This window comes from Bradyrhizobium manausense, assembly GCF_018129685.1.
GTDB lineage: Bacteria > Pseudomonadota > Alphaproteobacteria > Rhizobiales > Xanthobacteraceae > Bradyrhizobium > Bradyrhizobium manausense_D.
Genome location: NZ_JAFCLG010000001.1, coordinates 1,111,760 through 1,136,596 on the forward strand (window position 1 = coordinate 1,111,760; position 24,837 = coordinate 1,136,596).

The following is a 24,837-nucleotide window of genomic DNA, read 5'->3' on the forward strand; positions in this document are numbered from 1 at the left end:
GGGCATGATCCTACGTCAGCCGCGCCTGCTCAAGCCCCGACCGGTGCAATCAAGGCAAGCAATGCGCTTGACATGAATCAAAGGCTCATCGTTCGCCGTCGATCCCGAGCAGGAAGTCCACCATGATGCTCTGGTGCTGCTGGTACATGTCGGTTCCCGTCGCTGTGACGCAGCCAAGCTTCCGGGCCTCCGCGATGAAAGGCGAAATCTCGGGCTTTGTGATGACGCAGCCACAATAGGTCGAGGGCGCCAGCCCGCTCACATCGACCGGCGGCGCGTCGCCGTCGTTCATCCCGGCAGGCGTCGCATTGGCAACGAAATCGAAGCCGGCGGGGTCGATACTGCCCACCCGCACGGGTGCTTTGCCGAGTTGATCGAGCCGGCCGATCAGCGCATCCCGCCGCTCTGCCGAACTGTCATGGATCGCGAGCTCCCGGACGCCGGCCTCGACCAGTCCAAGCGCGATGGCCGAGCCGGCACCGCCGGCGCCGACCAGCAGCGCCCGCATCCCCCTGGGATCTACGCCCTTCGCCCGTGCGGCGCCGAGAAAGCCGAGCCCGTCCACCATGTCGCCATGCCACGAACCGTCGGCGCGCCGGCGCATCAGGTTGACGGTACGCAGGAAATGCGCGCGATCGGTCGCGCTGGTGCAGATCTGGTAGCAGGCGAATTTGTGCGGGATCGTCACAACGATGCCGTCGAGATTCTTCAACCGGCTCGCCACCGAGAGAAAATCCGGCAGGTCCGCAACCCCGACCTGGACAGGCACCAGCATGCCGTCGTGACCGCGCGCGGCAAACTCGGCCGACACCCCCGCGGGCGAACGCACCTGGGCAATGGGATCGCCAACGATCACGTAGAGCCGCGTTGCGCCTGACGGGGCCGAAATCATCACATCACGCCGGGACAGGCGTGCCGCCAGCGTCCGCCCCATAGGTCAATTCCAGTCCGTCCAGACGGCCTTCCTTGCGCCAATTGGCCAGCAGCCGCAGGAACGCCATCGGCCCGCGCCAATACTGGCTGTTGCGCGCGGCGATCGGATCGAACACGCCTTCATTGTTATAGTAGCCGGGCGTACATTCGGCGAGATAGGTCTGGCGGCCGACCGCGGCCTTGACGACTTCGTCGACCCAGGCGTTCTCCGCAGCGAGGGTCGGCTCCAGGGTCCTTGCACCGCGCTTGCGCGCCTCTGCGATCACATAGGCAATGTGCTGCGACTGCTCGTCGATGATGTGCGGGAAGTTGGCGCTCTGGCCGGCCTGCACCGTCACGATCAGGAAGCAGTTCGGAAAGCCGCGGCTGTAAAAGCCATGCATCGTCTTGACGCCATCGCGCCAGCGCTCGGACAGGCTCATGCCGTCGCGGCCGTAAACCTCAAAACCCATGCGGCGCGCATAGTCGGTGCCGACTTCGAAACCGCTGGCGTAGATCAGGCAGTCCAGCTCATAGGCTTTGCCGTCGACGACGACCGCATTCTCGGTGATGCGCTCGACGCCCCTGCCTTTGGTGTCGACGAGATGCACATTGGGCCGATTGAATGTGTCGAGGTATTCGTCGTGAAAACACGGCCGCTTGCAGAACGCCTTGTACCAGGGCTTGAGCGCCGCCGCGGCCGCCCCGTCCTTCACGATCGCATCGACCCGGGCCCGGATCTCCTCCATCTTGCGATAGTCGGCCTGCTCGATCACCTTCAGCGCCTCTTCCATCGAGGTCACCGGCTGTGGCTGGCGGCGCGGCGCCAGCAATATCTCGCCGAGCAGGCCGGTCCAGCCGTCCTGCACCAGATCCTGCTCGAACGGCTCGCCTGAAATCACGGCGGTGAAATTGTCCATCCGCTCGCGCTGCCAGCCGGGCTTGAGGCTTTCCGCCCAGGCGGTATCCGTCGGGCGGTCGGCGCGCACGCCGATCGCGGACGGCGTGCGCTGGAACACGTAGAGCTCCTTCGCCGATCGACCGAGATGCGGCACGCATTGCACTGCCGTGGCGCCGGTGCCGATGATGCCGACGCGCTTGTCGGCCAGACCATCGAGATTGCCCTCGGCAGTGCCGCCCGTATAGGCATAATCCCAGCGGCTGGTGTGGAAGCTGTGGCCTTTGAACGTTTCGATGCCGGGGATGCCCGGCAGCTTCGGACGACTGAGCGGGCCTCCGGCGAGAATGACGAAGCGCGCGCGGATGCGATCGCCGCGATCGGTCTCGACCAGCCAGCGTCCCTCGGCCTCGTCCCATTGCATGCGCGAGATCACGGTCTGAAACAGCGCGCGATCGTAAAGCGCGAAGTGACGGCCGATGCGACGGGAGTGCTCGTAGATCTCTGGCGCACGCGCATATTTGCGCACCGGCATGTAGCCGGTCTCTTCCAGCAGCGGCAGATAGATGTAGCTCTCGGTATCGCAGGCCGCTCCTGGATAGCGATTCCAGTACCAGGTGCCGCCGAAGTCGGCGGCCTTTTCCACGATACGGAAATCGGCGATGCCGGCCGCGCGAAGACGCGCGCCGCAGAGCAGGCCTCCGAAGCCGCCGCCGACGATGACGACCTCGGTTTCTTCGCTGAGGGGCGCGCGCGCAAATCCGGGATCGGCCCAGGGATCGTCGAGATAGCGGGCAAAGCCGCCGGCCACCTCGACATATTGCGCCTTGCCCTCGGAGCGCAGACGCAGGTCGCGCTCATCGCGATAGCGCGCGCGCAAGGCCTCGATGTCGACGCTAGGCGCACCGGCTGCGCCGGTCTTGTGTCTTTCCGCTGACATCGATCTCCTCCACCGCGGCACTGCTTCGACCGTCAATTCGTGCCAGTTAGCCCTGAAAAAGTGACGCATGCAATCGCGTCACCAGTTTTTTGCGTGGACGTAACGCGGCGTTCCGCTACCTTGAATGCAATCGCACATGCGTCACGCAACGACATGAACTGAAGCGAACGACTTTTCGGAGGGGACGATGCAGGGATTGATGATGGACATGCCGCTCTTGATCAGCGGCCTGATCCAGTATGCCGCCGACTACCACGGCGAGGCCGAGATCGTCGCGCGCGAGATCGAAGGCGACATCCATCGCTATACCTATGCCGATGCTCACCCACGCATCAAGCGCATGGCGCTGGCGCTCAAGCGGCTCGGCCTCAATCAAGGCGACCGCGTCGGCACGCTGGCCTGGAACACGCATCGCCATTTCGAGATGTTCTACGCAGCGCCGGGCATGGGCTATGTGCTGCACACCGTCAATCCGCGGCTGTTTCCGGAGCAGCTCGTCTACATCATCAACCATGCCGAAGACCGCCTTCTCTTCGTCGACCGCGCGACGCTGCCGATCGTCGAAGCGATCGCGTCGCAACTGACGACGGTCGAGGCCTACGTGATCATGTCATCGCGCGAGCGCATGCCGGAGACGAAGCTTGCGAACGTGCATTGCTACGAGGATCTTCTTGAAAGGGAGAACGACGCGGGCTTTGCCTGGCCGCTGTTCGACGAGAAAGCCGCATCGACCATCTGCTACACCTCGGGCACGACGGGGAATCCCAAGGGTGTGATCTATTCGCACCGCGCCGCCCTGCTTCAGACCATGGTTTGCTCCGGCCTCGACTTCCTGCCGGGCCACATGGAAGGCGTGCGCGAGGTCATGATGCCGATGGCACCCTTGTTCCACGGCAATGGCTGGAACATGCCCTTCACCGCGCCCTACACCGGCTCGAAGCTGGTGCTGCCCGGCCGCAACTACGAGCCCGACAAGCTTTACGAACTGCTCGAGGGCGAGAAGGTGACGGTGTCGGCCGGCGTGCCGAGCTTCTGGCTGATCCTGCTCGACTGGCTGGGCCGCACCGGCAACAGATTCTCGACCCTGCGCGCAACATTGTCGTCGGGCTCGGCGCCCCCGCGCGCGATGATCGAGAAGCTCAAGCGCGACTACAAGATCGACTATGTCCAGGCCTGGGGCATGACCGAGGCGCTGGGCTGCTCGATGCCGGGCCTGCGTCCGGGTTCGGAGCATCTCAGCGAGACCGAGATCTTCGACCGGCGCCAGGTCTCGGGCCGCGCCTGCTTCGGCACGACCTTGCGTATCGTCGACGACGCCGGCGTTGAACTGCCCCGCGACGGCAAGACGGTCGGGCACTTGCGCGCGCGCGGCCCCTGGGTCGCCTCCGGCTATATGAAGCTCGATGAAGGGCTCGACAAGGATGGCTGGCTGATCACCGGCGACATGGCCGTGATCGACCAGTACGGTCATGTCACGCTCACCGACCGCTCCAAGGACGTGATCAAGTCCGGCGGCGAATGGATCTCCTCGATCCAGCTCGAGGACATCGCCCTGTCCCACCCCGACGTGCTGCAAGCCGCAGTGGTCGCGATTGCGCATGAGAAGTGGCAGGAACGCCCCCTCCTCCTGGTCGTCCGCAAGAAGGGCGCAACCGTCGACGCGAAAACCCTGCTCGACCACATGCGTCCGAAGATCGCGAGTTGGTGGATGCCGGATGCGGTCGAATTCCTGGACGAATTCCCGATGACAGGCACCGGCAAGGTGCTCAAATCGGCGCTGCGCGAAAAGTTCAAAGGGTATCGCGTCGGCTAGGCCGGTCCTGCTCAGGACAAAGCCGTCACGCTGCCCGTCGATCGAGGAGACGACACATGCTCTACCCGATGTCGCCGAAGGTGGTCGAGCTCAAGCGCAGGCTCGAGAGCTTCATGGACCGGCACATCTATCCGAACGAGGAGCGGTTCTACCGAGAGGCCGAAGAGCTCGGGCCGTGGAAGGTCTATCCCGTGGTCGAGGAGCTGAAGCCGCTGGCGCGAGCCGAAGGTCTCTGGAACCTGTTCCTTCCGGAGTCCACCCATGGCGCAGGCCTCACCAATCTCGAATACGCCCCGCTCTGCGAGGTGATGGGGCGGTCGCATCTCGCGCCCGAAGTGTTCAACTGCTCGGCGCCCGATACCGGCAACATGGAGGTGCTGGAGCGTTACGGTACGACGGAAGACAAGGAGCGCTGGCTGAAGCCGCTGCTCGCGGGCGAAATCCGTTCCTGCTTCGCCATGACCGAACCTGCGGTCGCATCGTCGGATGCGACCAACATCGAGAGTTCGATCGTGCGCGACGGCGACCATTACGTCGTCAACGGTCGCAAATGGTACACGACCAACGCAACCGACCCGCGCTGCAAGATCTGCATCTTCATGGGCAAGACCGATCCCGACAATCCGGACCGCCACAAGCAGCAATCCATGATCCTGGTGCCGATGGACACGCCCGGCATCGAAGTGAAACGGCCCCTGCCCGTGTTCGGCTTCTACGGCGTGCCCGACCGCGCCTCCGAAGTCATCTTCACCAATGTGCGCGTGCCGAAACAGAACATGCTGCTCGGCGAAGGCCGCGGCTTCGAGATCGCGCAGGGCCGCCTCGGCCCCGGCCGCATCCATCATTGCATGCGGCTGATCGGGCTTGCCGAACGCACGCTGGAAAAGATGTGCCGGCGCGTGCGCAGCCGCGTCGCCTTCGGCAAGCCGGTGTCCGAGCAGACCGTGACGCAGGAGCGCATCGCCGAATCCCGCATCATGATCGAGCAGGCCCGGCTGCTGACGCTGAATGCCGCTTACGCGATGGACACGGTCGGCAACAAGGTGGCGAAAGCCGAGATCGCGATGATCAAGGTCGCCGTGCCCAACATGGCCTGCCAGATCATCGACTGGGCCATCCAGGCGCATGGCGGCGGCGGCACGTCCAACGATTTCGGCCTGACGCAAGCCTACGCCACCGCACGCCTGCTTCGCCTCGCCGACGGGCCGGACGAAGTGCACCGGAACCAGATCGCGCGGTTTGAGCTGAAGAAATATTCGAACGCGTAGAGACAACCAGGGCGCGGACTCACTAGCGCCGAGCCAGCCGACGGGACGGCCGCGATGTGCGCGAAAGCGGACACATTATGCTCACGCTGAGTTTGTCGAGTTTGACCCGAAGCGGCCGCATAGATGGCTTGGAACGGATGTCAATCGCAAGTGAATGATGTAACGTCCCGCCAGCAAGGCTGACCTACGCGAATGAGGTACCGCATGAGGCGGCGGAAATTCATTGCACTAGCAGGAGGCACCGCCGCCTGGTCGATTGCGGCACGCGCCGGACAAACAGCAATGCCAGTGATGGGATTGCTGGCATTGGCGCGACCAGCTTGGGTAATGAATGCAATCCATGCCGGTCTCAAGGAGGCCGGTTACGAGGATGGCCGCAATCTCACCATCGTCGAACGCTCAGCCAACGGCCAGTTCGACCGGCTGCCTGCGCTCGCGGAAAGTCTGGTCAGGAGCCAGGTGGACGCCATCTTTGCGACGGGATCACCGGTCCCGGCACGCCTCGCCAAAGCGGCGACCACGACCATACCCATCGTCTTTGCTTATGGCGGAGATCCAGTCGCAGACGGCCTTGTCGATAGCCTTAATCACCCCGGTGGAAACGTCACAGGCGCCACCTTTATAGGTGCCGCGTTGCTCGCGAAGCGAATGGAGATAATAAGAGAGATATTGCCGCGGGCAACTGAGGTGGCGCTGCTGGTTAATCCCCAGGGCACACTTGCGGAGCGCCAGATCGAGGAAGGCAAGGCAGCGGCAACGGCCCTGGAGCAACATCTTCACGTACTCAATACCAGCACCATCAGCGACGTGGATGTGGCATTTGAGACCATGGCGCAGTTGAAGATCGAAGCCTTCATCGTGAGCACCGACCCGTTCTTTGGCTTTGTTGGCCATGACCGAATTGCCAGCCAAGCCCTGCACTACAAAATTCCGGGTATCTACACTGGGCGCGAGGAGGTAGACACCGGAGGATTGATTAGCTACGGCCCCGACAAGACAGACACTTGGCGTCAGGCGGCCATTTATGTCGGTCGTATACTTAAAGGTGAAAAGGCCTCTGATTTGCCGGTCATGCAGCCAACTAAATTTGAGTTGGTAATCAATCTGAAAATAGCGAACGAGATCGGCCTAACTATTCCCACGACGCTCCTCAGTCGGGCGGACGCGGTGATCGAATAGAGATGTGGTTTGCTGCTGCGCATGAGTTCAGTAGTGGCCCTTCAGCGACCTCGGCAGACGTCCGCTTTCCCGCCGCTGTCAGGGGTTGAGCGGACATCAGGCGGCCAGCTCCTTAATGAGTGCACAGCCTAGTTCAGCACTTCCACGGTCGCCGAGCGCCCTGCGACGAGCGACACGTTGTCCGGCACCCGATCCAGCGCGATGCGCACGGGCACGCGCTGGGCGAGCCGCACCCAGCTGAAGGTCGGGTTGACGTTGGCGAGCAGGCTTGCGCCCTCGGCACTGTCGCGGTCCTCGATGCCGGCGGCGATGCTCTCGACATGGCCCGACAGCGTGCCTCTCTCGCCCATCAGGCGAACCTGCACCTTGTCGCCGACGCGGATGCGCGCGAGCTTGGTCTCTTCGAAATAACCTTCGACGTTCAGCGTGTCGCTGTCGACCAGCGCCATCACACCCTTGCCGGCGGAACGGCAGCCAGACGCATCGGGAGCTCCTGAAAAGGGGGGCGCCGCCATGCCGGGCGCAATCGAGGCGTGATAGCCCAGGCGTGCGCCAGCCGCCAGACCAGCCCGCGTCTACCAGCTATCGCGGCTTTCGATATGGCGGCCGTCCCTTCGTTTCCGCTACATTGCCGCCCAATCAGGACCTCGCCGACTGCGATGAGCCCGCCAACCAGATTCCGTGCCATGGCCGCCCCGCCTGCCTTCGACCTGATCTTCCGCAACGCCCTGTTGCGATCGTCCGCCGCACCCGTCGATATCGGCGTGAGGAACGGACGCATTGCCGCGATCGAGCCAAGGCTTGAGCCAAGGCTTGACCCAAGGCTCGACCCAAGGCTTGCCTGCGAGGCCGTCGAGATCGACGTCGCGGGGCGGCTGGCGCTGCCCGGCTTCGTCGACAGCCACATCCATCTCGACAAGGCCTGCCTGCTCGAGCGCTGCGGCCACATCCACGGAACGCTCGGTGATGCCATCCGCGCCGTCTCGGCGATGAAGCGGGATTTCACCAGCGAGGATGTCTATGCGCGCGGCGCCAAAGTGCTCGAACGCGCCATCGTGCACGGCACGACGCGGATGCGCACCCATGTCGAGATCGACCCGCGCATCGGGCTGCGCAGCTTCGAGGCGATCAAGCAGCTTAAGCGCGATTACGCCTGGGCGATCGATCTGTCGCTGTGCGTCTTCCCGCAGGAAGGCCTCACCAACGATCCCGGAGCGGAGGAGCTGCTGGTCGAGGCCCTGCGCGATGGCGCGGACGCGATCGGCGGTTGCCCCTATACCGACACCGATCCCAACGCGCATCTGGCGCGCATTTTCGACCTCGCGCGGCAGTTCGACCTCGACGTCGATCTCCATCTCGACTTCGATCTCGATCCCTCCTGGTCGCATCTCCAGGAGGTCTGCCGGCAGACCGAGCAGCGCAATTACGGGGGGCGTGTGGCGATCGGTCACGTCACAAAACTCTCGGCCTTGCCGCCGGAGCGGCTGAAGGCCGCCACGGCGCAACTGGCGAAGGCCGGCGTCGCCGTCACCGTGCTGCCGGCGACCGATCTCTATCTGATGGGGCGCGAGGCCACCCACAACGCACCGCGCGGACTGACACTGGCACACAAGCTCGCGGCCGACGGCATCGTCTGCTCGGTCGCGACCAACAATGTGCTCAATCCCTTCACGCCGTTTGGCGATGCCTCGCTGCTGCGAATGGCGAACTTCTACGCCAACGTCGCCCACGCGTCCGTCGGCGATTTCGACACCTGCCTCGATCTCGTCACCGAGCTGCCGGCACGGCTGATGAACCTCAAGGACTACGGAATTTCGGTTGGAAACCCCGCCGACCTCGTCGTGCTTGACATCAAGGACAGCCGATTTGCCATCGCCGCGCTGCCGGATATCCTGATGGGCTTCAAGAACGGCCGGCAGACATTTGAGCGATCACCCGCCAAGCTGCTGTCCCCACGTCACTAAATCGCGCAGCACCAAACCGACCAACGGAGCAAACGGGTGACCTTCGACAAGATCTTCCTGAACGCACGCTTCGACGGTGGAGCGCAGCATCACATCGCGGTCGAGGACGGTCGCATCGCCGCGCTCCTGCCGGCCGACGCGCCCGCAAGCGGCGCCGAGACGGTTGACCTCGGCAATGCCCTCGTCGTTCCCGGCTTCGTCGAGGGTCATATCCATCTCGACACCAGCTTCTATGGCGATGCCTGGCGTCCGCACAAGCCGTGCACTGACGGATTCAACGTGCACGAACGCGTCGCCTTCCAGGCCCAGAACATGGCCGCGGCCGCGCCGATGGAGGTGCGGGCGCGCAACCAGCTCGATCTCTGCATCGGCCACGGCTCGACGCAGATGCGCAGCCACGTCATGGTCGACGGCTCCGTCGGGCTGAAATCGCTCGAGACGATCTTGCGCGTACGGGAGGAATACAAGGGCTTGATCGACATCCAGCTCGTCGCCTTTCCGCAGAGCGGCATCCTGACATGCCCGGGCACACCGGAATTGCTCGACGCGGCGATCGGCCTCGGCGCGAACCTCGTCGGCGGGCTCGATCCTGCGAGCTTCGATCGCGATGTCGAGAAGCATCTCGACGTCGTGTTCGGCGTCGCCGAAAAGCGCGGCGTCGACGTCGACATTCACCTGCACGACATGGGCTCGCTGGGCGCGTTCGAGATCGAGCAGATCGCCGCGAGGACGCGCGCGCTCGGCATGGAGGGCCATGTCGCCATCAGCCACGCCTACGGGCTCGGCGACATCTCCACCGATCATCTCAAGAGCGTCGCCGAAATCCTCGCCCGCTCCGGCGTCGCCATCATGACCAATGCGCCGGGGGCGCGCGCCTTTCCGCCGATCCTGATCCTGCGCAATGCCGGGGTCACCGTGTTCAGCGGCAACGACAACATCCGCGATTCCTGGTGGCCCTATGGTGATGGCGACATGCTGCGCCGGGCCATGACGCTCGGCTATCGCTCCGGCTTCAACGTCGATGAGGAACTGCGCGTCGCGTTCGATGTCGTCACTGAGGCGGGCGCCAGGGCGCTGCGGCTGGAGGGCTACGGTCTACGTGTCGGCGCAAAGGCCGATTTTGTCACGCTGAACGCGGAGCACGTTCCGGAAGCCGTGGTCGCGGCGCCGCAGGGCCGCGCGGTTTACAAGGCAGGTATGCTCGTCGCGTCTAACGGGGTGATCGTCGGGAAAAGCGGCTGATTATCGGACCTTTCAGCCCGATTTACCCCCAGTTCTCCTGCAAAACCGAGTCCAGTAGAATCCCGGACAGTAGCTCCCCGCGTTGCCAGTAAGGTCAGGCTAACCATACTGGGACTTGCGCACTGATCATCTGAGTTGGGCGGAGAGTATGGGTATGTTCGGCGCATTCAGCAGCATCGATTATCAGTCCATCCGGGCCAGCACGCCCGCCGAGACGGCCATCAAGCGCTTGAATGGCATCGGCGAGGTTCTGTCGGGCCTCGATATCTCGGAAATTCACTCGCAGGCCGACATGTCCCGGGCGCTCTGGACGCTCGATACCGCCGACAAGTGCGTTCGCATGATCCTGACCGAGTTCCGCAGCGCGCGAACCACGGACGTCGTCCGTGAGGCCAAGAGTCTGATCGGCTTGATCGAAGCCGCGCGCGACGAGATCTCGGGCTTGCGCGACGATGGCCGGATCCTGAGCTAAAGCATGATCCGGAAAAGTGCGAAGCGGTTTTCCGGAAAGATCATGCGCAAACAACAATCTAAAGCGCGATGACGATTCATCCAAATCTCATCGCGCTTTAGGCCGGCGCGTTTAGCGCTTGATCCTCGCCAGAATGCGATCCGCCTCGATACGCCAATCGGCGCTCCGGGCGAACTCCGTCGTTCCCTTCGTGCCGAACAGGCCTTCATCGGCGAGATCGGCAACCCAGGCCTGCCGCTCGGCCGTTCCTTGCGCAGACCACGGCGTCAGCCCCGCCTCGCGTACGGTTTCGGCAACCTCGCGCACTTCTTCGGCGCGGCGGCGGCCTTGCTCGATCACGCGCTGGAAGAAATAAGCGCCCTGCTTCTCCCAATCGATGCTCGGGAATGTCTCGGTGAGTGAAGCAAGCACCGCGTCCTCGACGCCATAGGCGCGTGCGGTGGTAAAACTCTCGATGACCATGGCCTCCAGGCCCTTGATCATGATGCTGCGGCACATTTTCACCGCTGAGGACACGCCGAGCTTGTCGCTCGCAACCCTGGCCGCAAAGCCGATCGCATTCAGCAGCGGCTCGAGCTCCTTCGCACCGGGTCCCCCGAGCAGCAGAGGTACCTTGATCCGATAGGGCGGCACCGAGGTCATCACCGCGCCCTCGACATAGCGACCCGCCGCACCGTCGATCAGCGCCGCCGCGCGCTGCTTGGCGCCGGGGGATGCAGAGTTGAAATCGAGAAACCAGGTGCCCTGGTTGATCGTATCAGCGCAGGCTTTTGCGACGGGTACGGCCTGGCTTGCCGTCACCGCTGAAATGATGAGATCGGATTTCGCGGTCAGTTCGGCATGAGAAGCTGCGAGCAACACGCCGAACCTGGCCGCATGCTCTTGCAGCGCAGCGCCCTGCTCGCCTCCGAGCTTGATGTCGTAAGCCGCGACCTTGATGTCCTGCTGGCGCAAATCCTCGGCGAGAATCCGGCCGACCTCACCATAGCCCACCAGCCCGACCTGCCACCGCCTCGGATCCGCCATCAGTTCAGTCCTCGTGTCGTCTCGTCGAACAGCTCCTCGACCGCATAGCGGCGCGGGATCAGCGCCTGCTGGAATGCGTAGTCCACGATCAGCTCCAACGGTTTTCTGTTGGCCTCGATCCCAAACGGAAGGAGGTCCGGCGTCGCCGCTGGCCCCGCCTGTTCCTTGTTCCGCTTGAGCAGATCATAGACGCCCGCGACCACGTCGGGGCGCGATTTTGCCAGCCGCCCGGTCACGACCACGAGATGATTGACCGGCACCACGCCGCGGCGGGCGTACCATTTGGCGGCTTCCGCGGCCGGATCGGGAAACAATGATGTCAGCCTGGGATCGTTCGACGTCTCGCCAAGGACTGCGTCGACCTCGCCGTCGAGCAGCATCTGCAAGACCTTCTTGTCCTTTGGCGCACGCTCGGTGGTGTCGACATACTCAGCGACATGCGGATCCTCGAACGTGACCCACTTGATCTTGTCGAGATCGACGCCGTAATCGTTGGCGAGGATGCCCCTGATCCAGGCGCCGGTCGTCGTCGTAAACGAGCGGATGCCGACGCGCTTGCCCTCGAGATCACCAGGGCCAAGCGTCCCGTGCGCTGGATTGTACAGCGCATAGGCGTGCTGGAAGCGGCCTAGCATGGTCGCCGGCAGGAGCACGAGCGGCTTGCCGTGCGCCTTCGCCATCAGATAGGTGACGATGGCCATCTCGCAGACGTCAAACGCCTGCTCGCGCACCATCGGCTTGAACGCCGTATTGGTCGGCGTGTACTCGATGAAGTCGAGATCAAACAGCGCGGAGCGGAGCTCGCCGCTCTTCACCGCCTTGACATGGGGGTGACTGCCGAGCACGGCCCTCAGCTTGAGACGATCCATCGCTGCGCTCCGCTTCTCTTCCCTTTAGACGTCCTCGGGATTGTCCACGTAGACAAGCCCGGCCTTCGCCAGCGCCTCGCGCATGCCGTACATGTCGAGGCCAAGCTCGCCCGACGCCAGACGCGCGCGCTTGCCGCCCTCATCGGCGCTGCGCTTCTTGGCCTTCTCGGCGACCTCAGCGGCGTAGCGCTTCGGGACCACGACGACGCCGTCGTCATCGGCGACGATGATGTCGCCGGGATCGACGTTGACGCCGGCACAGACCACGGGGACGTTGACAGAGCCGAGCGTGGCCTTGACCGTCCCCTTGGCCGAGACCGCGCGCGACCACACCGGAAAGTTCATCTCGTGCAGCGCTTTGACGTCGCGGCAGCCGGCATCGATGATCAGCCCCTGCACGCCGCGCGCCTGAAGCGACGTCGCGAGCAGTTCGCCGAACATGCCATCGGTGTTGTCCGTGGTGCAGCCGACGACGAGGATGTCGCCCTTCCGGCACTGCTCGACGGCGACATGGATCATCCAGTTGTCGCCGGGTTGCGCCAGCACGGTGACGGCGGGTCCCGCAATCGACGCACCGGCCCAGACAGGCCGCAGATAAGGCTTCATCAGGCCGAGCCGGCCATAAGCCTCATGCACGGTCGAGACGCCGCAGTCCGCCATCCCGGCCGGATTGGCACGCTTGATGTTGCGAACGACGACCGGCTTCATGCCAATTCCTCCGCAACCGTCGGGAACAGGCGCTGATAAGCCTCGCCATAGGTCATGGGCACGCCGGTGTTGCGGCTGCCCTGAATGCCGCGGTTGAGCGCGACGCGCTCGTAATAGCCCCAGAGATGCTTTTGCGCGGCGAGAATCTGGAACGCCTCATACTTCTCCTTCCAGACCTCGTCGATCTTGAGCAGCAAGTCCGGCTTGTAATTGCACTGCTCGGGCTGGTGCGGCTCGAATAGAAACACCGGCGGCGCCGAATATTTGTACTGCGCACCGGGCTTGTGGCCCATCGCCTGCGCGACCACGCGCGTCTCCTGCGCGAAATGCGCCGCATTCGGGTGATCGAAATTATAGGGGTCTTCCAGCGCATGCGTCAGCACGAAGCTCGGATTGAGCTCGCGGTAGATGTCGACCATGCGGTCGAAATGCGCCTCGGTGAGCTTCAGCGGATAGTCGCCGCAGTCGAAGAACTCGATCTCGGCACCTAGCAGCTTGGCCGCCCGCTCGGCCTCGTCCTTGCGGCCGGCCTTGACCGATTCCAGCGTCGCGCCCTTTTCCTTCCAGGCGAACTGGCTTTCGCCGCGCTCGCCAAAGGACATGCAGACGATCTTCATGCGATAGCCTTTCTTCGCATGCAGCGCGATGGCGCCGCCGGCGCGCCAGACGAAATCGCCGGGATGGGCGGTGACCACGAGACCTGTTTTCATGGGAGTGCTCCCCTCTTTCGTTCGTAAACATCATAAGCTCCCCGCCACATGCCGGAAGCCAATTCGTCAAGCGACGGCAGCCGCTGGTTCCTCACCGTCGAGCACGCGCTTCAACCGCTCGCCATCGAGCGCGCCTTCCCATTTGGCAATCGCGATGGTCGCAACCGCGTTCCCGATCAGATTGGTCGGCGTCAGTCCCTGCGACATCAAACGATGGATGCCGAGCACCAGCGCCACGCTGGTCACCGGAATTGTGCCGGTGGCCGACAGCGTTGCCGCCAGCACGACGAAGGCCGCACCCGCGATGCCCGCCGCGCCCTTGGAGGTCACGAGCAGGATCAGCAGCAGCTCGATCTGCTCGGCGAGGCCAAACGGCGTGTTGGTCGCCTGCGCCAGGAATACCGAGGCGGCGGCGAGATAGAGACAAGTGCCGTCGAGATTGAAGGAATAGCCGGTCGGAATCACCAGCCCGACCACGCTCTTCTCGCATCCGGCCTTCTCCAGCTTGGTCAGCATTCGCGGCAGCACCGTCTCGGACGATGTCGTGGCGATGCAGATCAGGAGCTCTTCCCAGATGTAGCGGATCAGCTTGAGCAGCGAGAAGCCGCAGAACCGCGCCACCGGGCCGAGCGCCACGACGATGAAGATCAGGCAGGTCAGATAGAATCCGCCCAGAAGCTTGCCCAGCGAGGCCAGCGATCCGACGCCGAATTTGCCGACCGTGAACGCAATCGCGCCGAACGCGCCGATCGGTGCCGCCCACATCACGAAGCCGACCACGGCGAACACCATCCTGGCCGCGATGTCGATCAGGCTGACCAGCGGCGCGGCGCGCTCGCCGAGCTGCACCAGCGCGAAGCCGCAGAGCACCGAGATGAACAGCACCTGGAGAATATTACCCTCGGCAAACGCGCCGATGAACGTCGCCGGCACGATGTTCATCAGGAACGGCACGAAGCCGATCACGGCGGTCTGCTTGACATAGGGCTCGACCGCGCTGGCATTGATGCTGGCGGGGTCGATATTCATGCCGGCGCCGGGCTTGAGCAGATTCACCGCGATGAGACCGATGATCAGCGCGATCGTCGTCATGATCTCGAAATAGACGATCGCCTTGACCGCGACGCGCCCGACCCGCGCCATGTCGGCCATATGGGCGATGCCGTGCACGACGGTGCAGAAGATGATCGGCGCGATCAGCATCCGGATCGCTTTGATGAAGGCATCTCCCAGCGGTTGCATCCTGGCGCCCGCCTCGGGACTGACGATCCCAAGCGCGATGCCGGCCGCCATGGCGATCAGCACCTGGATCCAGAGCTCCTTCCACCAGGCGCGTCCGCGCGGCTTGTCGATCGCCATTGCGGTCATCTATCGAACCCGAACAGGCGCGCGGGATTGTCGACCAGGATTTTCTGCTGATACTCCGCCTCCGGCGCGAACAGCGGGATCAGATCGACGAGGTCGCCGTCATTCGGCATCACCTTGACGTTGGGATGCGGCCAGTCGGTGCCCCAGATGACGCGATCAGGCGCGGTCTCGACGATTTTGCGCGCGAACGGCACCGCGTCGGTGAAGGGCGGTCCGGCCGAGGAGACGCGCTCCGAACCGCAGATCTTGACCCAGCACTTCTCATCGCGCTGCATCAGCTCGATCAGGATCCTGAATGGAAGCTGGTCAAGCCCCTCCGAGGCCTTGACCCGTCCCATATGGTCGATGGTGTAGCTGACCGGCAGCCTCGTCAGCATGTCGGCATATTCAGGCAGGTCGATCGCATCGAAATGCAGATCGACGTGCCAGCCAAGCGGTGCGACCATCGCGACGATGCGGTTGAACACGCGCTTGTCGGGCACGCCGCCGAGATGGCGGACGAAATTGAAGCGGCAACCGCGGAAGCCACCCTCGTGCAGCACGCCAAGCCCCTGCTCGGTGATGGTGTCGTCGATATTGGCGACCGCGCGATAGGCCCCATTGTTCTGCGCGATGGCGTCGAGCGCCACCGTGTTGTCAACGCCGTGCACGCTAGCATTGACGATGACCGCGCGCTCGACGCCCAGCTTGGCGTGCAGCGCCTTAAAGTCTTCCAGCGGCGCGTCCGGCGGCGTGTAGGAGCGGTCGGGCGCGTAAGGATATTTCGCGCCGGGGCCGAAGATGTGGCAATGCGCGTCGCAGGACCGCCTGGGCAGCTTGAACTTCGGCGTGCGCGTGTTCGGGTCCGGCGGCGGAATGGTCGGCGTGTACATCATGGTCATCAACCGAACCTGAAAAGGCGCGCGGGATTGTCGACCAGCAGCTTCTGCCGGATCGCCTCGTCCGGCGCATAAAGCGGGATCAGATCGACGATCTCGCCATCATTGGGCATGATCTTGACGTTGGGATGTGGCCAGTCGGTGCCCCAGATGACGCGATCGGGCGCATTGTCGATCAGCGCCCTCGCAAACGGCACCGCATCGTGGAACGGCTTGCCTGCGGCCGAGGCACGTTCAAGGCCGGTGATCTTCACCCAGCACTTCTCGTCCTTCTTCTGGAGGTCGAGCAGCGCAGTAAAGCCGGAATCGTCGAGACCCTTCCCCGCCTGCACCGTGCCCATGTGATCGATTACATAGGGTGTCGGCAGCGCCGTGAGAATTGGCGCGAACTCGGCGATGGTGCCCGGCTCGAAATAGACGTCGATATGCCAGCCGAGCTCAGCGACGCGGTGGACGATGCGCTGGAACTTGGCCATGTCGCCGACGCCGCCGAGGCGCTTGAGGAACGCAAAACGGCAACCGCAAATGCCGCCCTTGTCGAGCGCCGAAAGCTCCTTCTCGGTCATCTCGTCGTTGACATTGGCGATGCCCTTATAGGCGCCCTCGCTCTGGGCGATGGCATCGGTCACGACGCGATTGTCGGTGCCATGCACCGTGGCATTGACGATCACGCAGCGCTCGACGCCGATCTTCTCGTGCACGCTGCGGAAGGTCTCCAGCGGCGCATCGGCCGTGTTGTATGGCCGCCTTTCGGAGAACGGATAGCGCGACGCGGGTCCAAAGATGTGGGTGTGACTGTCGCAGGATCTCGGCGGCAGCTTGAGCGACGGCGTCCTGGGATTGGGATCCGGCGGGTCGATCGTCGGGATCGACTTCGATTCCGCTGCCTGCCCGCGCGCCTCGCCCGCGAGCGCAGCGCCGGTCAGTCCGGTGAAGAGACGCAAGCACTCCCGCCTGTTCATGTCCTCAAACACCCCGTTACATGTCCGCTTGCGAGCGAAAGCGCTGTGACGCGCCTCCTCTCGGGCGATTTCTTTCAAGTCTTGCTGCTGGCAACCGCGCGCCGTCGTGCGGGCGCGGCCTGATCCAGAGCCGGCGCCTGGAACGCGGCCACGGTTGCCTGCACCAATTGCTCGATCGCATTGGCGGGATCGCCACCGTCGGCCTCACCGCGCGAGAGGCGCGAGACCCGATCCGGCGTCACCAGCGAATAATAGAGTGCGCCGAGCAGGAAGTGGCTGCGCCAGACGATGTCGGTGCGCGGAATGTGCGGCAGACTGTCGTGGATCGCATCGATGAAGGCGTGGCTGGTATCGTCAAACGTCTGCGCGATGATTTTTCGCGCGACCTCGTTACCCTCGGCCGACATCACGGCACGCAGCCGCGTGAAGCGCGCCCCGCCCCCGGCGAGATCGCTGCCCGAGGTGAAGGCCGGCACCACATAGGCGCGCACGATGGCTTCCAGCCGGTCATGGAGATCGCGCACCCGCCTGGCGGCGGCGAGCAGCTCGGAACGGCGAAGATTCATCGGGCCGCAATGGCGCCGGTAGATCTCCAGCAGCAGGCCGTCCTTGGTCTTGAAATGATAGGTCACGCTGCCGGGATTGGCCCCGGCAGCCTGCGCGATATCGCGCACCGAGACGGCATTGAAGCCGTTGGTGGCGAACAGTTCCTCCGCCGCGGCGAGGATCGCCTCGCGCATGTTCGGCTTGCGGGCCGTTTCCTTGCTGGTGGGCTTGCGTACCATGTGATTTGTACTATCGTACAAAAGATCAGGTCTCGTCAACAAAAACCATGGGCAGCGTCCGGAAGCAGCCATCCGCGCGGATGCGAATGCCCCCAGGGAGTGCTGAAATATGCCGGGTCTCAACAAGAAGATCGGCGCTTTGATGCTGAGCGCCGGTCTGCTGCTGGCGGGCCATGTCGCGCAGGCCGCCGACGCCTATCCGAGCAAGCCGGTCCACATCCTTGTGCCTTACGCGGCCGGCGGCGCGGTCGACGTACTCGCCCGCACGCTCGGCCAGGCCCTCGCAAAAACCTGGGGCCAGCAGCCCGTGATCGACAACCGCCCCGGCGCCGGCGGCATCGTTGCCTCGCAGGCCCTGACACAAGCCGCGCCCGATGGCTACACCCTGATCCTGGTCGCGAGCGGCCATCCGCTCAATCAATTCATCTATCCGAGCATGCCCTACGATACCTTCAGGGATTTCACCGCGATCAGCGAAGTTGCGTCCTCGCCGCTGGCGATCGTGGTGGCGAAGGACAGCCCTTACAAGACGCTGAGTGATCTCTTCACCGCTGCCAAGAAGGAGCCGGACAAGCTCTCCTACGGCATGTCCGGCAATGGCACCTCGGCGCATCTCGCCGGCGAGCTTCTGAAATACATGTCGGGCACCAAGATCGTCGCGATCCCCTACAAGGGTGGCGCGCCGGCACTGACCGCGGTGATATCGGGCGAGATCCCGCTCAGCATCAATCCGCTCGCGGAAGCGATCGGCCAGCTCGAAGGCGGCCCGGTGCGCGCGCTCGCGGTGACATCGGCCGAGCGCTCCAAGGCGTTGCCCGATGTGCCGACGGTCGCTGAATCAGGTGTCCCCGGCTACGACGTTTCGGTCTGGTGGGGCGTGCTGGGACCTGCGAAAATGCCGCCGGAGATCGTCGCAAAGCTTGAGACCGATCTGAAAGCGGCGCTCCAAGATGCGAACGTGCTGTCAACGCTCAACAAGGTCGGCGCAGCAGCGGTCGGCTCCTCCGCCAAGGATTTTGATGCCTACATGCACGCCGAGGCAACCAAATGGGAGCCGGTGCTGAAGGCTGCCGACATCCGCGCGCAGTGAGGAGGGCTTTTTACACGCGAACTCAGTTGCGGGCGCGTGCGCGCATCTTTTCCGGTGCGGCTCGCTGCGTAAACTCGGTCTCGTCGGCTCCTGCCTGCGGGATCAGGATCGCGCGTTCGCGCGGCAGGGCTTCCGGCATCTCGTCGCGGATGAAGGCAATCAGTCTCTCCCGCATCTCGCAGCGCAGGTCCCAGGACTGCGGCGCATTGCGCGCGCTGACCAGCGCACGCAGCTCGATGGTGCGCGCATCCGCGTCGATCACCTGGAGATTGACGACCGCGCCGTCCCACAGTTTCGACTCCTTCACCGCGCCCTCCAGCCAGCGTCGGATGCGCGGCACGTCGGCGCGATAATCGACATGGAGCGCGATCACACCGATCAGGGACGCTGTGTCGCGGGTCCAGTTCTGGAACGGCTTTTCGATGAAGTAGGACAGCGGCACCACCATGCGGCGCCAGTCCCACAGCCGGATCACGACATAGGTCGCGGCGATGTCCTCGACCCAGCCCCATTCGTTCTCGATGATGACGGCATCCTCGATCCGGATCGGCTGGGTGATGGCGATCTGCAGGCCCGCAATCAGATTGCTGAGCAGCGGCCGGGCGGCAAGACCGACGATGATACCGGCGGCACCGGCGGAGGCAAACAGGCTGACGCCATATTGCCTGACCGAGTCGAATGTCATCAACGCGGTCGACACCGTGATGATGGCGATGATGATGTCGATCACACGCTTGAAGACGCGGACCTGGGTGACATGCTTGCGCGCGACGAAATTCTCGGTGACATCGCGAAAGTTCAGCAAATAACGCGCCGCGCTCATGTCGACGATCCGGATCGAGATCCAGCCGATCAGCGCGATGAAGGCGACGACGAACAGGCTCGTCAGCGGCGTTCGAAAGGCATCATCCAGCGGCGCGAGCGGTAACACCAATGCAACGCCGGCCAGACACAGCGCCAGCTGCGCCGGTCCGGACGTTCGCTCGATGAACACGCTCAGCAGGGGAAGCCGGGTTCCGAATGTGCGATTGAGCAGCCAGACGGCGAGCCGATAGAAGGCCAGCGCAAGCAGGATCGCCCCGGCGACGAGGCCCAGACCAACGATCCACGACGGTATCCACCCGAACATCGTCTCGATGTCGGCCATGAGAGCCTGTTTGTTCATTCATGTCCCCGGCATTGCATTCGCACCCTGCCAACTCATTCCCGCGCGCTTCGCTCCCCTCGTCTGGTGCAACGCAGCATTCCGCTGGTGCAACCGTCGGCGGATTGCGCTAGTTTGAGGCACTCATGACCAGACGAACGGGCAGCGCCGATCTTCCTCTCCACACCGGGCGGGTTCCGCCGTGGCTCGCGAGCCGTATGGCGTCGCTCGGCGCGATCGTGACGCAGGCGATCGTGCTTCACTATGGACGCGATGCCTTCATGCAGCGGCTGTCGCATCCGTTCTGGTTCCAGTCGTTCGGCGCCGTGATGGGGATGGACTGGCACTCGTCGGGCATTACCACGTCCGTGATCGGCGCGCTGAAGCGCGGGCTCGGTCCGCTGCAGGACGAGCTCGGCATCTATGTCTGCGGCGGCCGCGGCCAGCATTCGCGCAAGACACCGGACGAGCTGATGCAGCTCGGGAATCGCGTCGGTTTTGACGGCGCGAAGTTGACGCGCGCCAGCCGCCTTGTTGCAAAGGTCGACAGCGCCGCCGTGCAGGACGGCTTTGATCTCTACCTCCACGGCTTCTTCGTCACCGCGGACGGCAAGTGGACAGTGGTGCAGCAGGGCATGAACGGCGACAAGCGTCAGGCCCGCCGCTATCACTGGCATTCCGAGTCGCTGAAGAGTTTTGTCGAGGCGCCGCACAGCGCGATCGACGGCCCGCAGCAGGGCGAGATCGTCAATCTCACCGACCAGCGCGCCGACGTCTCGCGCACGGCGCAACTCGAGTTGCTCTCGGACCTCGGCCCCGACCGCATCCTCGCCGAGTTCGAGCGGCTCAACGGGACTGCGGGCGAACCCGCGCAAGCCATGCTGCCGCATCTGATCATGCCCGCGCATCATGACGTCCGGCCGAAAGACGTGTTCGCGCGCCGCCTGCACGGCACACTGGCCGCCGCCGCCGAACGCGGCCCGGTCGATTTTCCGGAGCTGCTGCTGACGCCCGGCGTCGGGGCACGCACCGTGCGCTCGCTCGCGATGGTCGCGGAGGTCGTACACGGGGCGCCGTACCGCTTCAAGGATCCGGCGCGCTTCTCGCTCGCCCATGGCGGCAAGGATCGGCATCCCTATCCCGTTCCGATCAAGGTCTATGACGAGACCATTCGCGTCCTGAAGGGCGCGATCCAGAACGCCAGACTCGGACGCGACGAAGAGATGCAGGCGATCAAGCGCCTCGACGACCAGGCGCGGCGGCTCGAGCGCACCGCGCAAGGGCCTTCAGTGGAATCGTTCATTGAGACCGAACGTGCCGCATCTCCGGACCTCGACGGCCGTTCGGTGTTCGGCTGGGAACGCGATCTCATTGCGTCGAAGAAGCTGACGGGATCCTGATCCCTCACCCGCGCCCCGGCGAGCGCGGGCCCGCCTTGCGCTGCTGCGTGTAGGCGTCCCAGTGGCTCCAGCTGCCATTGCTCAGGCTTTGCAGGTCGGTGCCGAGCGGACGGCGCGTGCGCTTATCGTGATCGCCAATCACGCGCTCGGACTGCGCGATCTTGCGCTTGAGGTCCGCGAGAGCCTTCTGGGTCTGGCCGTTGCGCTTCGAGGTCGCGATCTCACCCATCGTGAAGCGGGCGGTTTCGAGCGCCTTCAACGCGGCGCGGTTCTTCTTCAACTGGACCCGGTGCCAGGCGATGTTGCTGTCGCTGTCCGCAACCATGTGGGAACTCCGCTGATTCGCTCCCACAGTGTATCGCGCGCCGAATCGGCGGGGCAACGCCCGCCCCTCGGCCAAATCGCGATCAATTCCGCGCTTACCGCTCGGCAAACGCCTTTTCGACCACGAACTGGGCCGGCTCGCCGTGATTGCCTTCGACAAAACCGCGCTCGCCGAGGAGGACGCGGGTGTCAGTGACCAATGCCGGGCTGCCGCAGATCATGACGCGGTCGTGAGCGGCTTCGATTCCCGGCAGACCGATATCGGCGAACAGCTTGCCTGAGGTGATGAGGTCGGTGATGCGGCCGCGATTGCGGAACGGATCGCGGGTCACGGTCGGGTAGTAGATCAGCTGGTTCTGGATGTACGCGCCGAGCATCTCGTCCTTCGGCAAGTGCTCGGTGATCATCTCGCCATAGGCGAGCTCCTTGACGTGACGGCAGCCGTGAAGCAGCACCACCTTCTCGAAGCGCTCGTAGGTCTCGGGGTCCTTGATCACGCTCAGGAACGGCGCGAGGCCCGTGCCGGTGCCGATCAGATAGAGGTTGCGCCCCGCTTCGAGATTATCGATCACCAGCGTGCCGGTGGCCTTGCGGCTGACGATGATCTCGTCGCCTTCCTTCAAATGCTGGAGCCGCGACGTCAGCGGACCGTCCGGCACCTTGATCGAGAAGAATTCGAGGGTGTCCTCGTAATTGGCGCTGGCGACGCTGTAGGCCCGCAGCAGCGGCTTCTCGCCGACCTTGAGGCCGATCATGGTGAACTCGCCGTTACGGAAACGGAAGGTCGGGCTGCGGGTGGTCTTGAAGGAGAACAGCGTGTCGGTCCAGTGGTGGACGCTCAAGACGCTTTCCTGATTGAAATTGCTCATCTCAGCTTCCCTGTCGCGTCATCAGCGTTCCGAGGCCGGCAGCCATGCGTCGTTTGTACACGATCATTCGTATACTAATGAATAATCCCGCTTGATCCCGCGGTCAAGGCTGCCCAAGATCGGAAGCGTTGCAGTTAGGAATAAGGAGCCCCTTCCATGGCGCATGACGCCCCCCAGGCCGCCGGACCCTCGAAGCTCGTGATCCGGAACATCGGCCTGATCCTGTCCGGCGCCCTGGAAAAGCCGATCCTGGACGGCGACACCATCGTCGCCGAGAACGGCAAGATCGCCGCGATCGGCCGCTTCAAGGACCTCAATACGGACGATGCGACCACCATCGTCGAGGCCAACGGCACCACCGTCGCGCCAGGCCTGATCGACAGCCACGTCCACCCCGTCGCGGGCGACTGGACGCCGCGGCAGAACCAGATCGGCTGGATCGACAGCAACCTGCATGGCGGCGTCACCACGATGATTTCCGCCGGCGAAGTTCACATGCCCGGACGTCCGCGCGACGTCGTCGGCCTGAAGGCCATGGCGATCTTCGCCCAGCGCGCCTTCTGGAATCTGCGGCCCGGCGGCGTGAAAGTTCATGCCGGTGCGCCCGTGATCGAATGCGAGATGGTCGAGGAGGATTTCAAGGAGCTGGCCGCGGCCGGCGTCAAGCTGCTCGGCGAAGTCGGCCTCGGCGGCGTCAAGGATGGTCCTACCGCACGCAGGATGGTCGGCTGGGCCCGCAAATACGGCATCCAGAGCACGATCCACACCGGTGGTCCCTCGATTCCCGGTTCGGGCCTGATCGACAAGGACGTCGTGCTGGAAGCCGACACTGACGTGGTCGGCCACATCAACGGCGGCCACACCGCCCTGCCCGACGATCAGATCCGCTGCATCTGCGAGGGCTGCAAGCGTGGCCTGGAGCTCGTGCACAACGGCAATGAGCGCTCGGCGCTGTTCACGCTGCGCACTGCGCGCGAGATGGGCGATCTGCATCGCGTCATCCTCGGCACCGACGCGCCCGCCGGCTCCGGCGTGCAGCCGCTCGGCATCTTGCGCATGGTTTCGATGCTGTCCTCGCTCGGCGATTTGCCGGCCGAGATCGCATTCTGTCTCGCCACCGGCAACACCGCGCGGATGCGCGCGCTCGATTGCGGCCTCATTGAAGTGGGCCGCTCCGCCGACTTCGTCATCATGGACAAGGCGCAGCACTCGCCCGGCAAGACCATTTTGGAGAGCGTCCAGCTCGGCGACCTCCCCGGCATCGGCATGACCATCATCGACGGCATCGTGCGCACCCAGCGCAGCCGGAATACGCCGCCGGCTGGGAGAGTGCCTGAGGTGGTGGCAAAGTGATGGCGACGTAAGCACCCGACCCGTCATCCCGAGGTGCGAGTGCACGGCGCAAGCGCGCCGTGTGCGAGCCTCGAAGGATGAACGGCCGAGATGATGCAGCCGGGCCGTCCGCCCTTCGAGGCTCCCGGCGCGATGCTTTGCATCGCGCCACTCGCACCTCAGGGTGACGGTGAAAGATTGGGATTCACCTCAGCTTATTGAGCAGCGCCATCAGCAGCTCGCGCTCCTTGGCATCGAGCGGCGCGAGGGTTTCCCGCGTGATCGCGATCGCGTTCGGCGCGAGCTTCTCCGCAAGCTGCTGACCGGCGCGCGTCAGGCTCACCAACAGGCGCCGTCCGTCCTCGGGATCCTGGCTCGTCTCGGTCAGGCCGCGCGCCGTGAGCCGGTCGATCACGCCCTTGATGGTGGCGACGTCCATCGCCGTCAGCCGTCCAAGCTGGTTCTGCGAGCACGGCCCGGTCTCGGCGAGCTTCGACAGCGCCGCCCACTGCGTCGGCGTGAGGTTGGTGCCGATGTCGCGGGAGAAGATCGAGCTGTGGCGCTGCCAGACCTGGCGCAGGATGAATCCGACCTGCTCGTCGAGCACGTAAGGCGGCTTCGTCGGTTTGACGCCCTTCTTCGCCGTGACGCTTCTCGCCATTCCGCTCGCCGCCTTCCCTTTTG

The 24,837-nt window shown here is 64.1% G+C and carries 23 protein-coding genes and 1 pseudogene; 9 read left to right on the forward strand and 15 right to left on the reverse strand.

Annotated features, from left to right (window positions below; translation table 11 throughout):
* Positions 1–85 precede the first annotated feature (85 nt).
* Both JQ621_RS05520 and JQ621_RS05525 read right to left on the reverse strand, forming a co-directional pair.
* On the reverse strand, positions 86–892 hold the full coding sequence (locus JQ621_RS05520; protein ID WP_212233370.1) for a shikimate dehydrogenase family protein: 807 nt from the start codon (positions 890–892) through the stop codon (positions 86–88).
* A 4-nt stretch (positions 893–896) separates the two neighbouring features.
* Entirely contained in the window at positions 897–2,750 is a 1,854-nt protein-coding gene (locus tag JQ621_RS05525) for a flavin-containing monooxygenase (protein ID WP_212233371.1), read from the reverse strand.
* A 187-nt stretch (positions 2,751–2,937) separates the two neighbouring features.
* Here JQ621_RS05525 and JQ621_RS05530 point away from each other — a divergent pair, with 187 nt between their 5' ends.
* The 3 genes from JQ621_RS05530 (at position 2,938) to JQ621_RS05540 (ending at position 7,010) form a co-directional block, all read left to right on the forward strand.
* A complete protein-coding gene (locus tag JQ621_RS05530; protein WP_212233372.1) occupies positions 2,938–4,563 on the forward strand; it encodes a long-chain fatty acid--CoA ligase in 1,626 nt (541 codons plus the stop codon).
* A gap of 56 nt (positions 4,564–4,619) precedes the next feature.
* Entirely contained in the window at positions 4,620–5,831 is a 1,212-nt protein-coding gene (locus JQ621_RS05535) for an acyl-CoA dehydrogenase family protein (protein WP_212233373.1), read from the forward strand.
* Between the two features lie 204 nt (positions 5,832–6,035).
* Positions 6,036–7,010: an ABC transporter substrate-binding protein gene (locus tag JQ621_RS05540; RefSeq protein WP_212233374.1), complete on the forward strand. Its 975-nt coding sequence runs from the start codon at positions 6,036–6,038 to the stop codon at positions 7,008–7,010.
* A gap of 128 nt (positions 7,011–7,138) precedes the next feature.
* Here JQ621_RS05540 and JQ621_RS05545 read toward each other — a convergent pair.
* Positions 7,139–7,477 (reverse strand): annotated as a pseudogene (locus JQ621_RS05545) (efflux transporter periplasmic adaptor subunit); the annotation flags it as partial.
* Between the two features lie 219 nt (positions 7,478–7,696).
* Here JQ621_RS05545 and JQ621_RS05550 point away from each other — a divergent pair.
* From JQ621_RS05550 to JQ621_RS05560, 3 genes are all read left to right on the forward strand, one after another.
* Positions 7,697–8,974, forward strand: a complete 1,278-nt coding sequence (locus JQ621_RS05550; protein WP_212233375.1) for an amidohydrolase family protein — start codon at positions 7,697–7,699, stop codon at positions 8,972–8,974.
* A 36-nt stretch (positions 8,975–9,010) separates the two neighbouring features.
* Positions 9,011–10,216: an amidohydrolase family protein gene (locus JQ621_RS05555; RefSeq protein WP_212233376.1), complete on the forward strand. Its 1,206-nt coding sequence runs from the start codon at positions 9,011–9,013 to the stop codon at positions 10,214–10,216.
* A gap of 154 nt (positions 10,217–10,370) precedes the next feature.
* Positions 10,371–10,688 carry a hypothetical protein gene (locus JQ621_RS05560; RefSeq protein WP_212233377.1) on the forward strand — a complete coding sequence of 106 codons (318 nt, stop codon included), beginning with the start codon at positions 10,371–10,373 and terminating at the stop codon, positions 10,686–10,688.
* Between the two features lie 111 nt (positions 10,689–10,799).
* On the opposite strand, the gene JQ621_RS05565 is transcribed toward JQ621_RS05560, so the two are convergent.
* The 8 genes from JQ621_RS05565 to JQ621_RS05600 form a co-directional block, all read right to left on the reverse strand.
* Positions 10,800–11,714: a DUF1932 domain-containing protein gene (locus JQ621_RS05565; RefSeq protein WP_409334181.1), complete on the reverse strand. Its 915-nt coding sequence runs from the start codon at positions 11,712–11,714 to the stop codon at positions 10,800–10,802.
* Entirely contained in the window at positions 11,714–12,583 is an 870-nt protein-coding gene (locus tag JQ621_RS05570) for an ABC transporter substrate-binding protein (protein WP_212233378.1), read from the reverse strand. Before JQ621_RS05570 ends, JQ621_RS05565 begins: the two co-directional genes overlap by 1 nt.
* A 24-nt stretch (positions 12,584–12,607) precedes the next feature.
* Entirely contained in the window at positions 12,608–13,291 is a 684-nt protein-coding gene (locus JQ621_RS05575; RefSeq protein WP_212233379.1) for a 4-carboxy-4-hydroxy-2-oxoadipate aldolase/oxaloacetate decarboxylase, read from the reverse strand.
* Positions 13,288–14,001 carry a PIG-L deacetylase family protein gene (locus JQ621_RS05580; RefSeq protein WP_011086622.1) on the reverse strand — a complete coding sequence of 238 codons (714 nt, stop codon included), beginning with the start codon at positions 13,999–14,001 and terminating at the stop codon, positions 13,288–13,290. Before JQ621_RS05580 ends, JQ621_RS05575 begins: the two co-directional genes overlap by 4 nt.
* Positions 14,002–14,067: 66 nt before the next feature.
* Positions 14,068–15,369: a C4-dicarboxylate transporter DctA gene (dctA, locus tag JQ621_RS05585; RefSeq protein WP_212233380.1), complete on the reverse strand. Its 1,302-nt coding sequence runs from the start codon at positions 15,367–15,369 to the stop codon at positions 14,068–14,070.
* Positions 15,366–16,250, reverse strand: a complete 885-nt coding sequence (locus JQ621_RS05590) for an amidohydrolase family protein (protein ID WP_212233381.1) — start codon at positions 16,248–16,250, stop codon at positions 15,366–15,368. The genes dctA and JQ621_RS05590 overlap by 4 nt, the downstream gene beginning before the upstream one ends.
* Complete coding sequence (locus tag JQ621_RS05595; protein WP_212233382.1) at positions 16,250–17,209, reverse strand: amidohydrolase family protein; 960 nt, start codon at positions 17,207–17,209, stop codon at positions 16,250–16,252. The genes JQ621_RS05590 and JQ621_RS05595 overlap by 1 nt, the downstream gene beginning before the upstream one ends.
* A gap of 74 nt (positions 17,210–17,283) precedes the next feature.
* Positions 17,284–17,994, reverse strand: a complete 711-nt coding sequence (locus tag JQ621_RS05600; RefSeq protein WP_212233383.1) for a TetR/AcrR family transcriptional regulator — start codon at positions 17,992–17,994, stop codon at positions 17,284–17,286.
* A 109-nt stretch (positions 17,995–18,103) separates the two neighbouring features.
* On the opposite strand from JQ621_RS05600, the gene JQ621_RS05605 reads away from it, so the two are divergent.
* The gene (locus JQ621_RS05605; protein WP_212233384.1) at positions 18,104–19,084 is read left to right on the forward strand and encodes a tripartite tricarboxylate transporter substrate binding protein; all 981 of its coding nucleotides are present in this window, start codon (positions 18,104–18,106) and stop codon (positions 19,082–19,084) included.
* Positions 19,085–19,106: 22 nt separating this feature from the next.
* Here the strand turns inward: JQ621_RS05605 and JQ621_RS05610 are convergent, their stop codons facing one another.
* Positions 19,107–20,249 (reverse strand): mechanosensitive ion channel family protein, encoded by a 1,143-nt coding sequence (locus JQ621_RS05610; protein ID WP_212233385.1) that lies wholly within the window; start codon positions 20,247–20,249, stop codon positions 19,107–19,109.
* Between the two features lie 125 nt (positions 20,250–20,374).
* Between JQ621_RS05610 and JQ621_RS05615 the strand changes: the two genes are divergently transcribed.
* On the forward strand, positions 20,375–21,628 hold the full coding sequence (locus JQ621_RS05615; protein WP_212233386.1) for a DUF763 domain-containing protein: 1,254 nt from the start codon (positions 20,375–20,377) through the stop codon (positions 21,626–21,628).
* 4 nt (positions 21,629–21,632) lie between these two features.
* On the opposite strand, the gene JQ621_RS05620 is transcribed toward JQ621_RS05615, so the two are convergent.
* Both JQ621_RS05620 and JQ621_RS05625 read right to left on the reverse strand, forming a co-directional pair.
* Positions 21,633–21,953 (reverse strand): hypothetical protein, encoded by a 321-nt coding sequence (locus JQ621_RS05620; RefSeq protein WP_212233387.1) that lies wholly within the window; start codon positions 21,951–21,953, stop codon positions 21,633–21,635.
* 94 nt (positions 21,954–22,047) lie between these two features.
* Positions 22,048–22,821: a ferredoxin--NADP reductase gene (locus JQ621_RS05625; protein ID WP_212233388.1), complete on the reverse strand. Its 774-nt coding sequence runs from the start codon at positions 22,819–22,821 to the stop codon at positions 22,048–22,050.
* Positions 22,822–22,977: 156 nt separating this feature from the next.
* Here JQ621_RS05625 and JQ621_RS05630 point away from each other — a divergent pair, with 156 nt between their 5' ends.
* Positions 22,978–24,174: an amidohydrolase family protein gene (locus tag JQ621_RS05630; protein ID WP_212233389.1), complete on the forward strand. Its 1,197-nt coding sequence runs from the start codon at positions 22,978–22,980 to the stop codon at positions 24,172–24,174.
* 184 nt (positions 24,175–24,358) lie between these two features.
* On the opposite strand, the gene JQ621_RS05635 is transcribed toward JQ621_RS05630, so the two are convergent.
* Positions 24,359–24,814 (reverse strand): MarR family winged helix-turn-helix transcriptional regulator, encoded by a 456-nt coding sequence (locus tag JQ621_RS05635; RefSeq protein WP_212233390.1) that lies wholly within the window; start codon positions 24,812–24,814, stop codon positions 24,359–24,361.
* Positions 24,815–24,837 lie beyond the last annotated feature (23 nt).

What these genes read in the sequence shown, in the direction of transcription:
- JQ621_RS05535 (WP_212233373.1), top strand. Translation starts at nt 4,620, where the DNA reads ATGCTCTACCCGATGTCGCCGAAGGTGGTCGAGCTCAAGCGCAGGCTC.
- JQ621_RS05580 (WP_011086622.1), bottom strand. Translation starts at nt 14,001, where the DNA reads ATGAAAACAGGTCTCGTGGTCACCGCCCATCCCGGCGATTTCGTCTGG.
- JQ621_RS05630 (WP_212233389.1), top strand. Translation starts at nt 22,978, where the DNA reads ATGGCGCATGACGCCCCCCAGGCCGCCGGACCCTCGAAGCTCGTGATC.
- dctA (WP_212233380.1), bottom strand. Translation starts at nt 15,369, where the DNA reads ATGACCGCAATGGCGATCGACAAGCCGCGCGGACGCGCCTGGTGGAAG.
- JQ621_RS05625 (WP_212233388.1), bottom strand. Translation starts at nt 22,821, where the DNA reads ATGAGCAATTTCAATCAGGAAAGCGTCTTGAGCGTCCACCACTGGACC.
- JQ621_RS05540 (WP_212233374.1), top strand. Translation starts at nt 6,036, where the DNA reads ATGAGGCGGCGGAAATTCATTGCACTAGCAGGAGGCACCGCCGCCTGG.
- JQ621_RS05620 (WP_212233387.1), bottom strand. Translation starts at nt 21,953, where the DNA reads ATGGTTGCGGACAGCGACAGCAACATCGCCTGGCACCGGGTCCAGTTG.
- JQ621_RS05520 (WP_212233370.1), bottom strand. Translation starts at nt 892, where the DNA reads ATGATTTCGGCCCCGTCAGGCGCAACGCGGCTCTACGTGATCGTTGGC.
- JQ621_RS05570 (WP_212233378.1), bottom strand. Translation starts at nt 12,583, where the DNA reads ATGGATCGTCTCAAGCTGAGGGCCGTGCTCGGCAGTCACCCCCATGTC.
- JQ621_RS05605 (WP_212233384.1), top strand. Translation starts at nt 18,104, where the DNA reads ATGCCGGGTCTCAACAAGAAGATCGGCGCTTTGATGCTGAGCGCCGGT.
- JQ621_RS05595 (WP_212233382.1), bottom strand. Translation starts at nt 17,209, where the DNA reads ATGAACAGGCGGGAGTGCTTGCGTCTCTTCACCGGACTGACCGGCGCT.
- JQ621_RS05635 (WP_212233390.1), bottom strand. Translation starts at nt 24,814, where the DNA reads ATGGCGAGAAGCGTCACGGCGAAGAAGGGCGTCAAACCGACGAAGCCG.
- JQ621_RS05600 (WP_212233383.1), bottom strand. Translation starts at nt 17,994, where the DNA reads ATGGTACGCAAGCCCACCAGCAAGGAAACGGCCCGCAAGCCGAACATG.
- JQ621_RS05550 (WP_212233375.1), top strand. Translation starts at nt 7,697, where the DNA reads ATGGCCGCCCCGCCTGCCTTCGACCTGATCTTCCGCAACGCCCTGTTG.
- JQ621_RS05590 (WP_212233381.1), bottom strand. Translation starts at nt 16,250, where the DNA reads ATGACCATGATGTACACGCCGACCATTCCGCCGCCGGACCCGAACACG.
- JQ621_RS05530 (WP_212233372.1), top strand. Translation starts at nt 2,938, where the DNA reads ATGCAGGGATTGATGATGGACATGCCGCTCTTGATCAGCGGCCTGATC.
- JQ621_RS05560 (WP_212233377.1), top strand. Translation starts at nt 10,371, where the DNA reads ATGTTCGGCGCATTCAGCAGCATCGATTATCAGTCCATCCGGGCCAGC.
- JQ621_RS05610 (WP_212233385.1), bottom strand. Translation starts at nt 20,249, where the DNA reads ATGAACAAACAGGCTCTCATGGCCGACATCGAGACGATGTTCGGGTGG.
- JQ621_RS05525 (WP_212233371.1), bottom strand. Translation starts at nt 2,750, where the DNA reads ATGTCAGCGGAAAGACACAAGACCGGCGCAGCCGGTGCGCCTAGCGTC.
- JQ621_RS05565 (WP_409334181.1), bottom strand. Translation starts at nt 11,714, where the DNA reads ATGGCGGATCCGAGGCGGTGGCAGGTCGGGCTGGTGGGCTATGGTGAG.
- JQ621_RS05615 (WP_212233386.1), top strand. Translation starts at nt 20,375, where the DNA reads ATGACCAGACGAACGGGCAGCGCCGATCTTCCTCTCCACACCGGGCGG.
- JQ621_RS05575 (WP_212233379.1), bottom strand. Translation starts at nt 13,291, where the DNA reads ATGAAGCCGGTCGTCGTTCGCAACATCAAGCGTGCCAATCCGGCCGGG.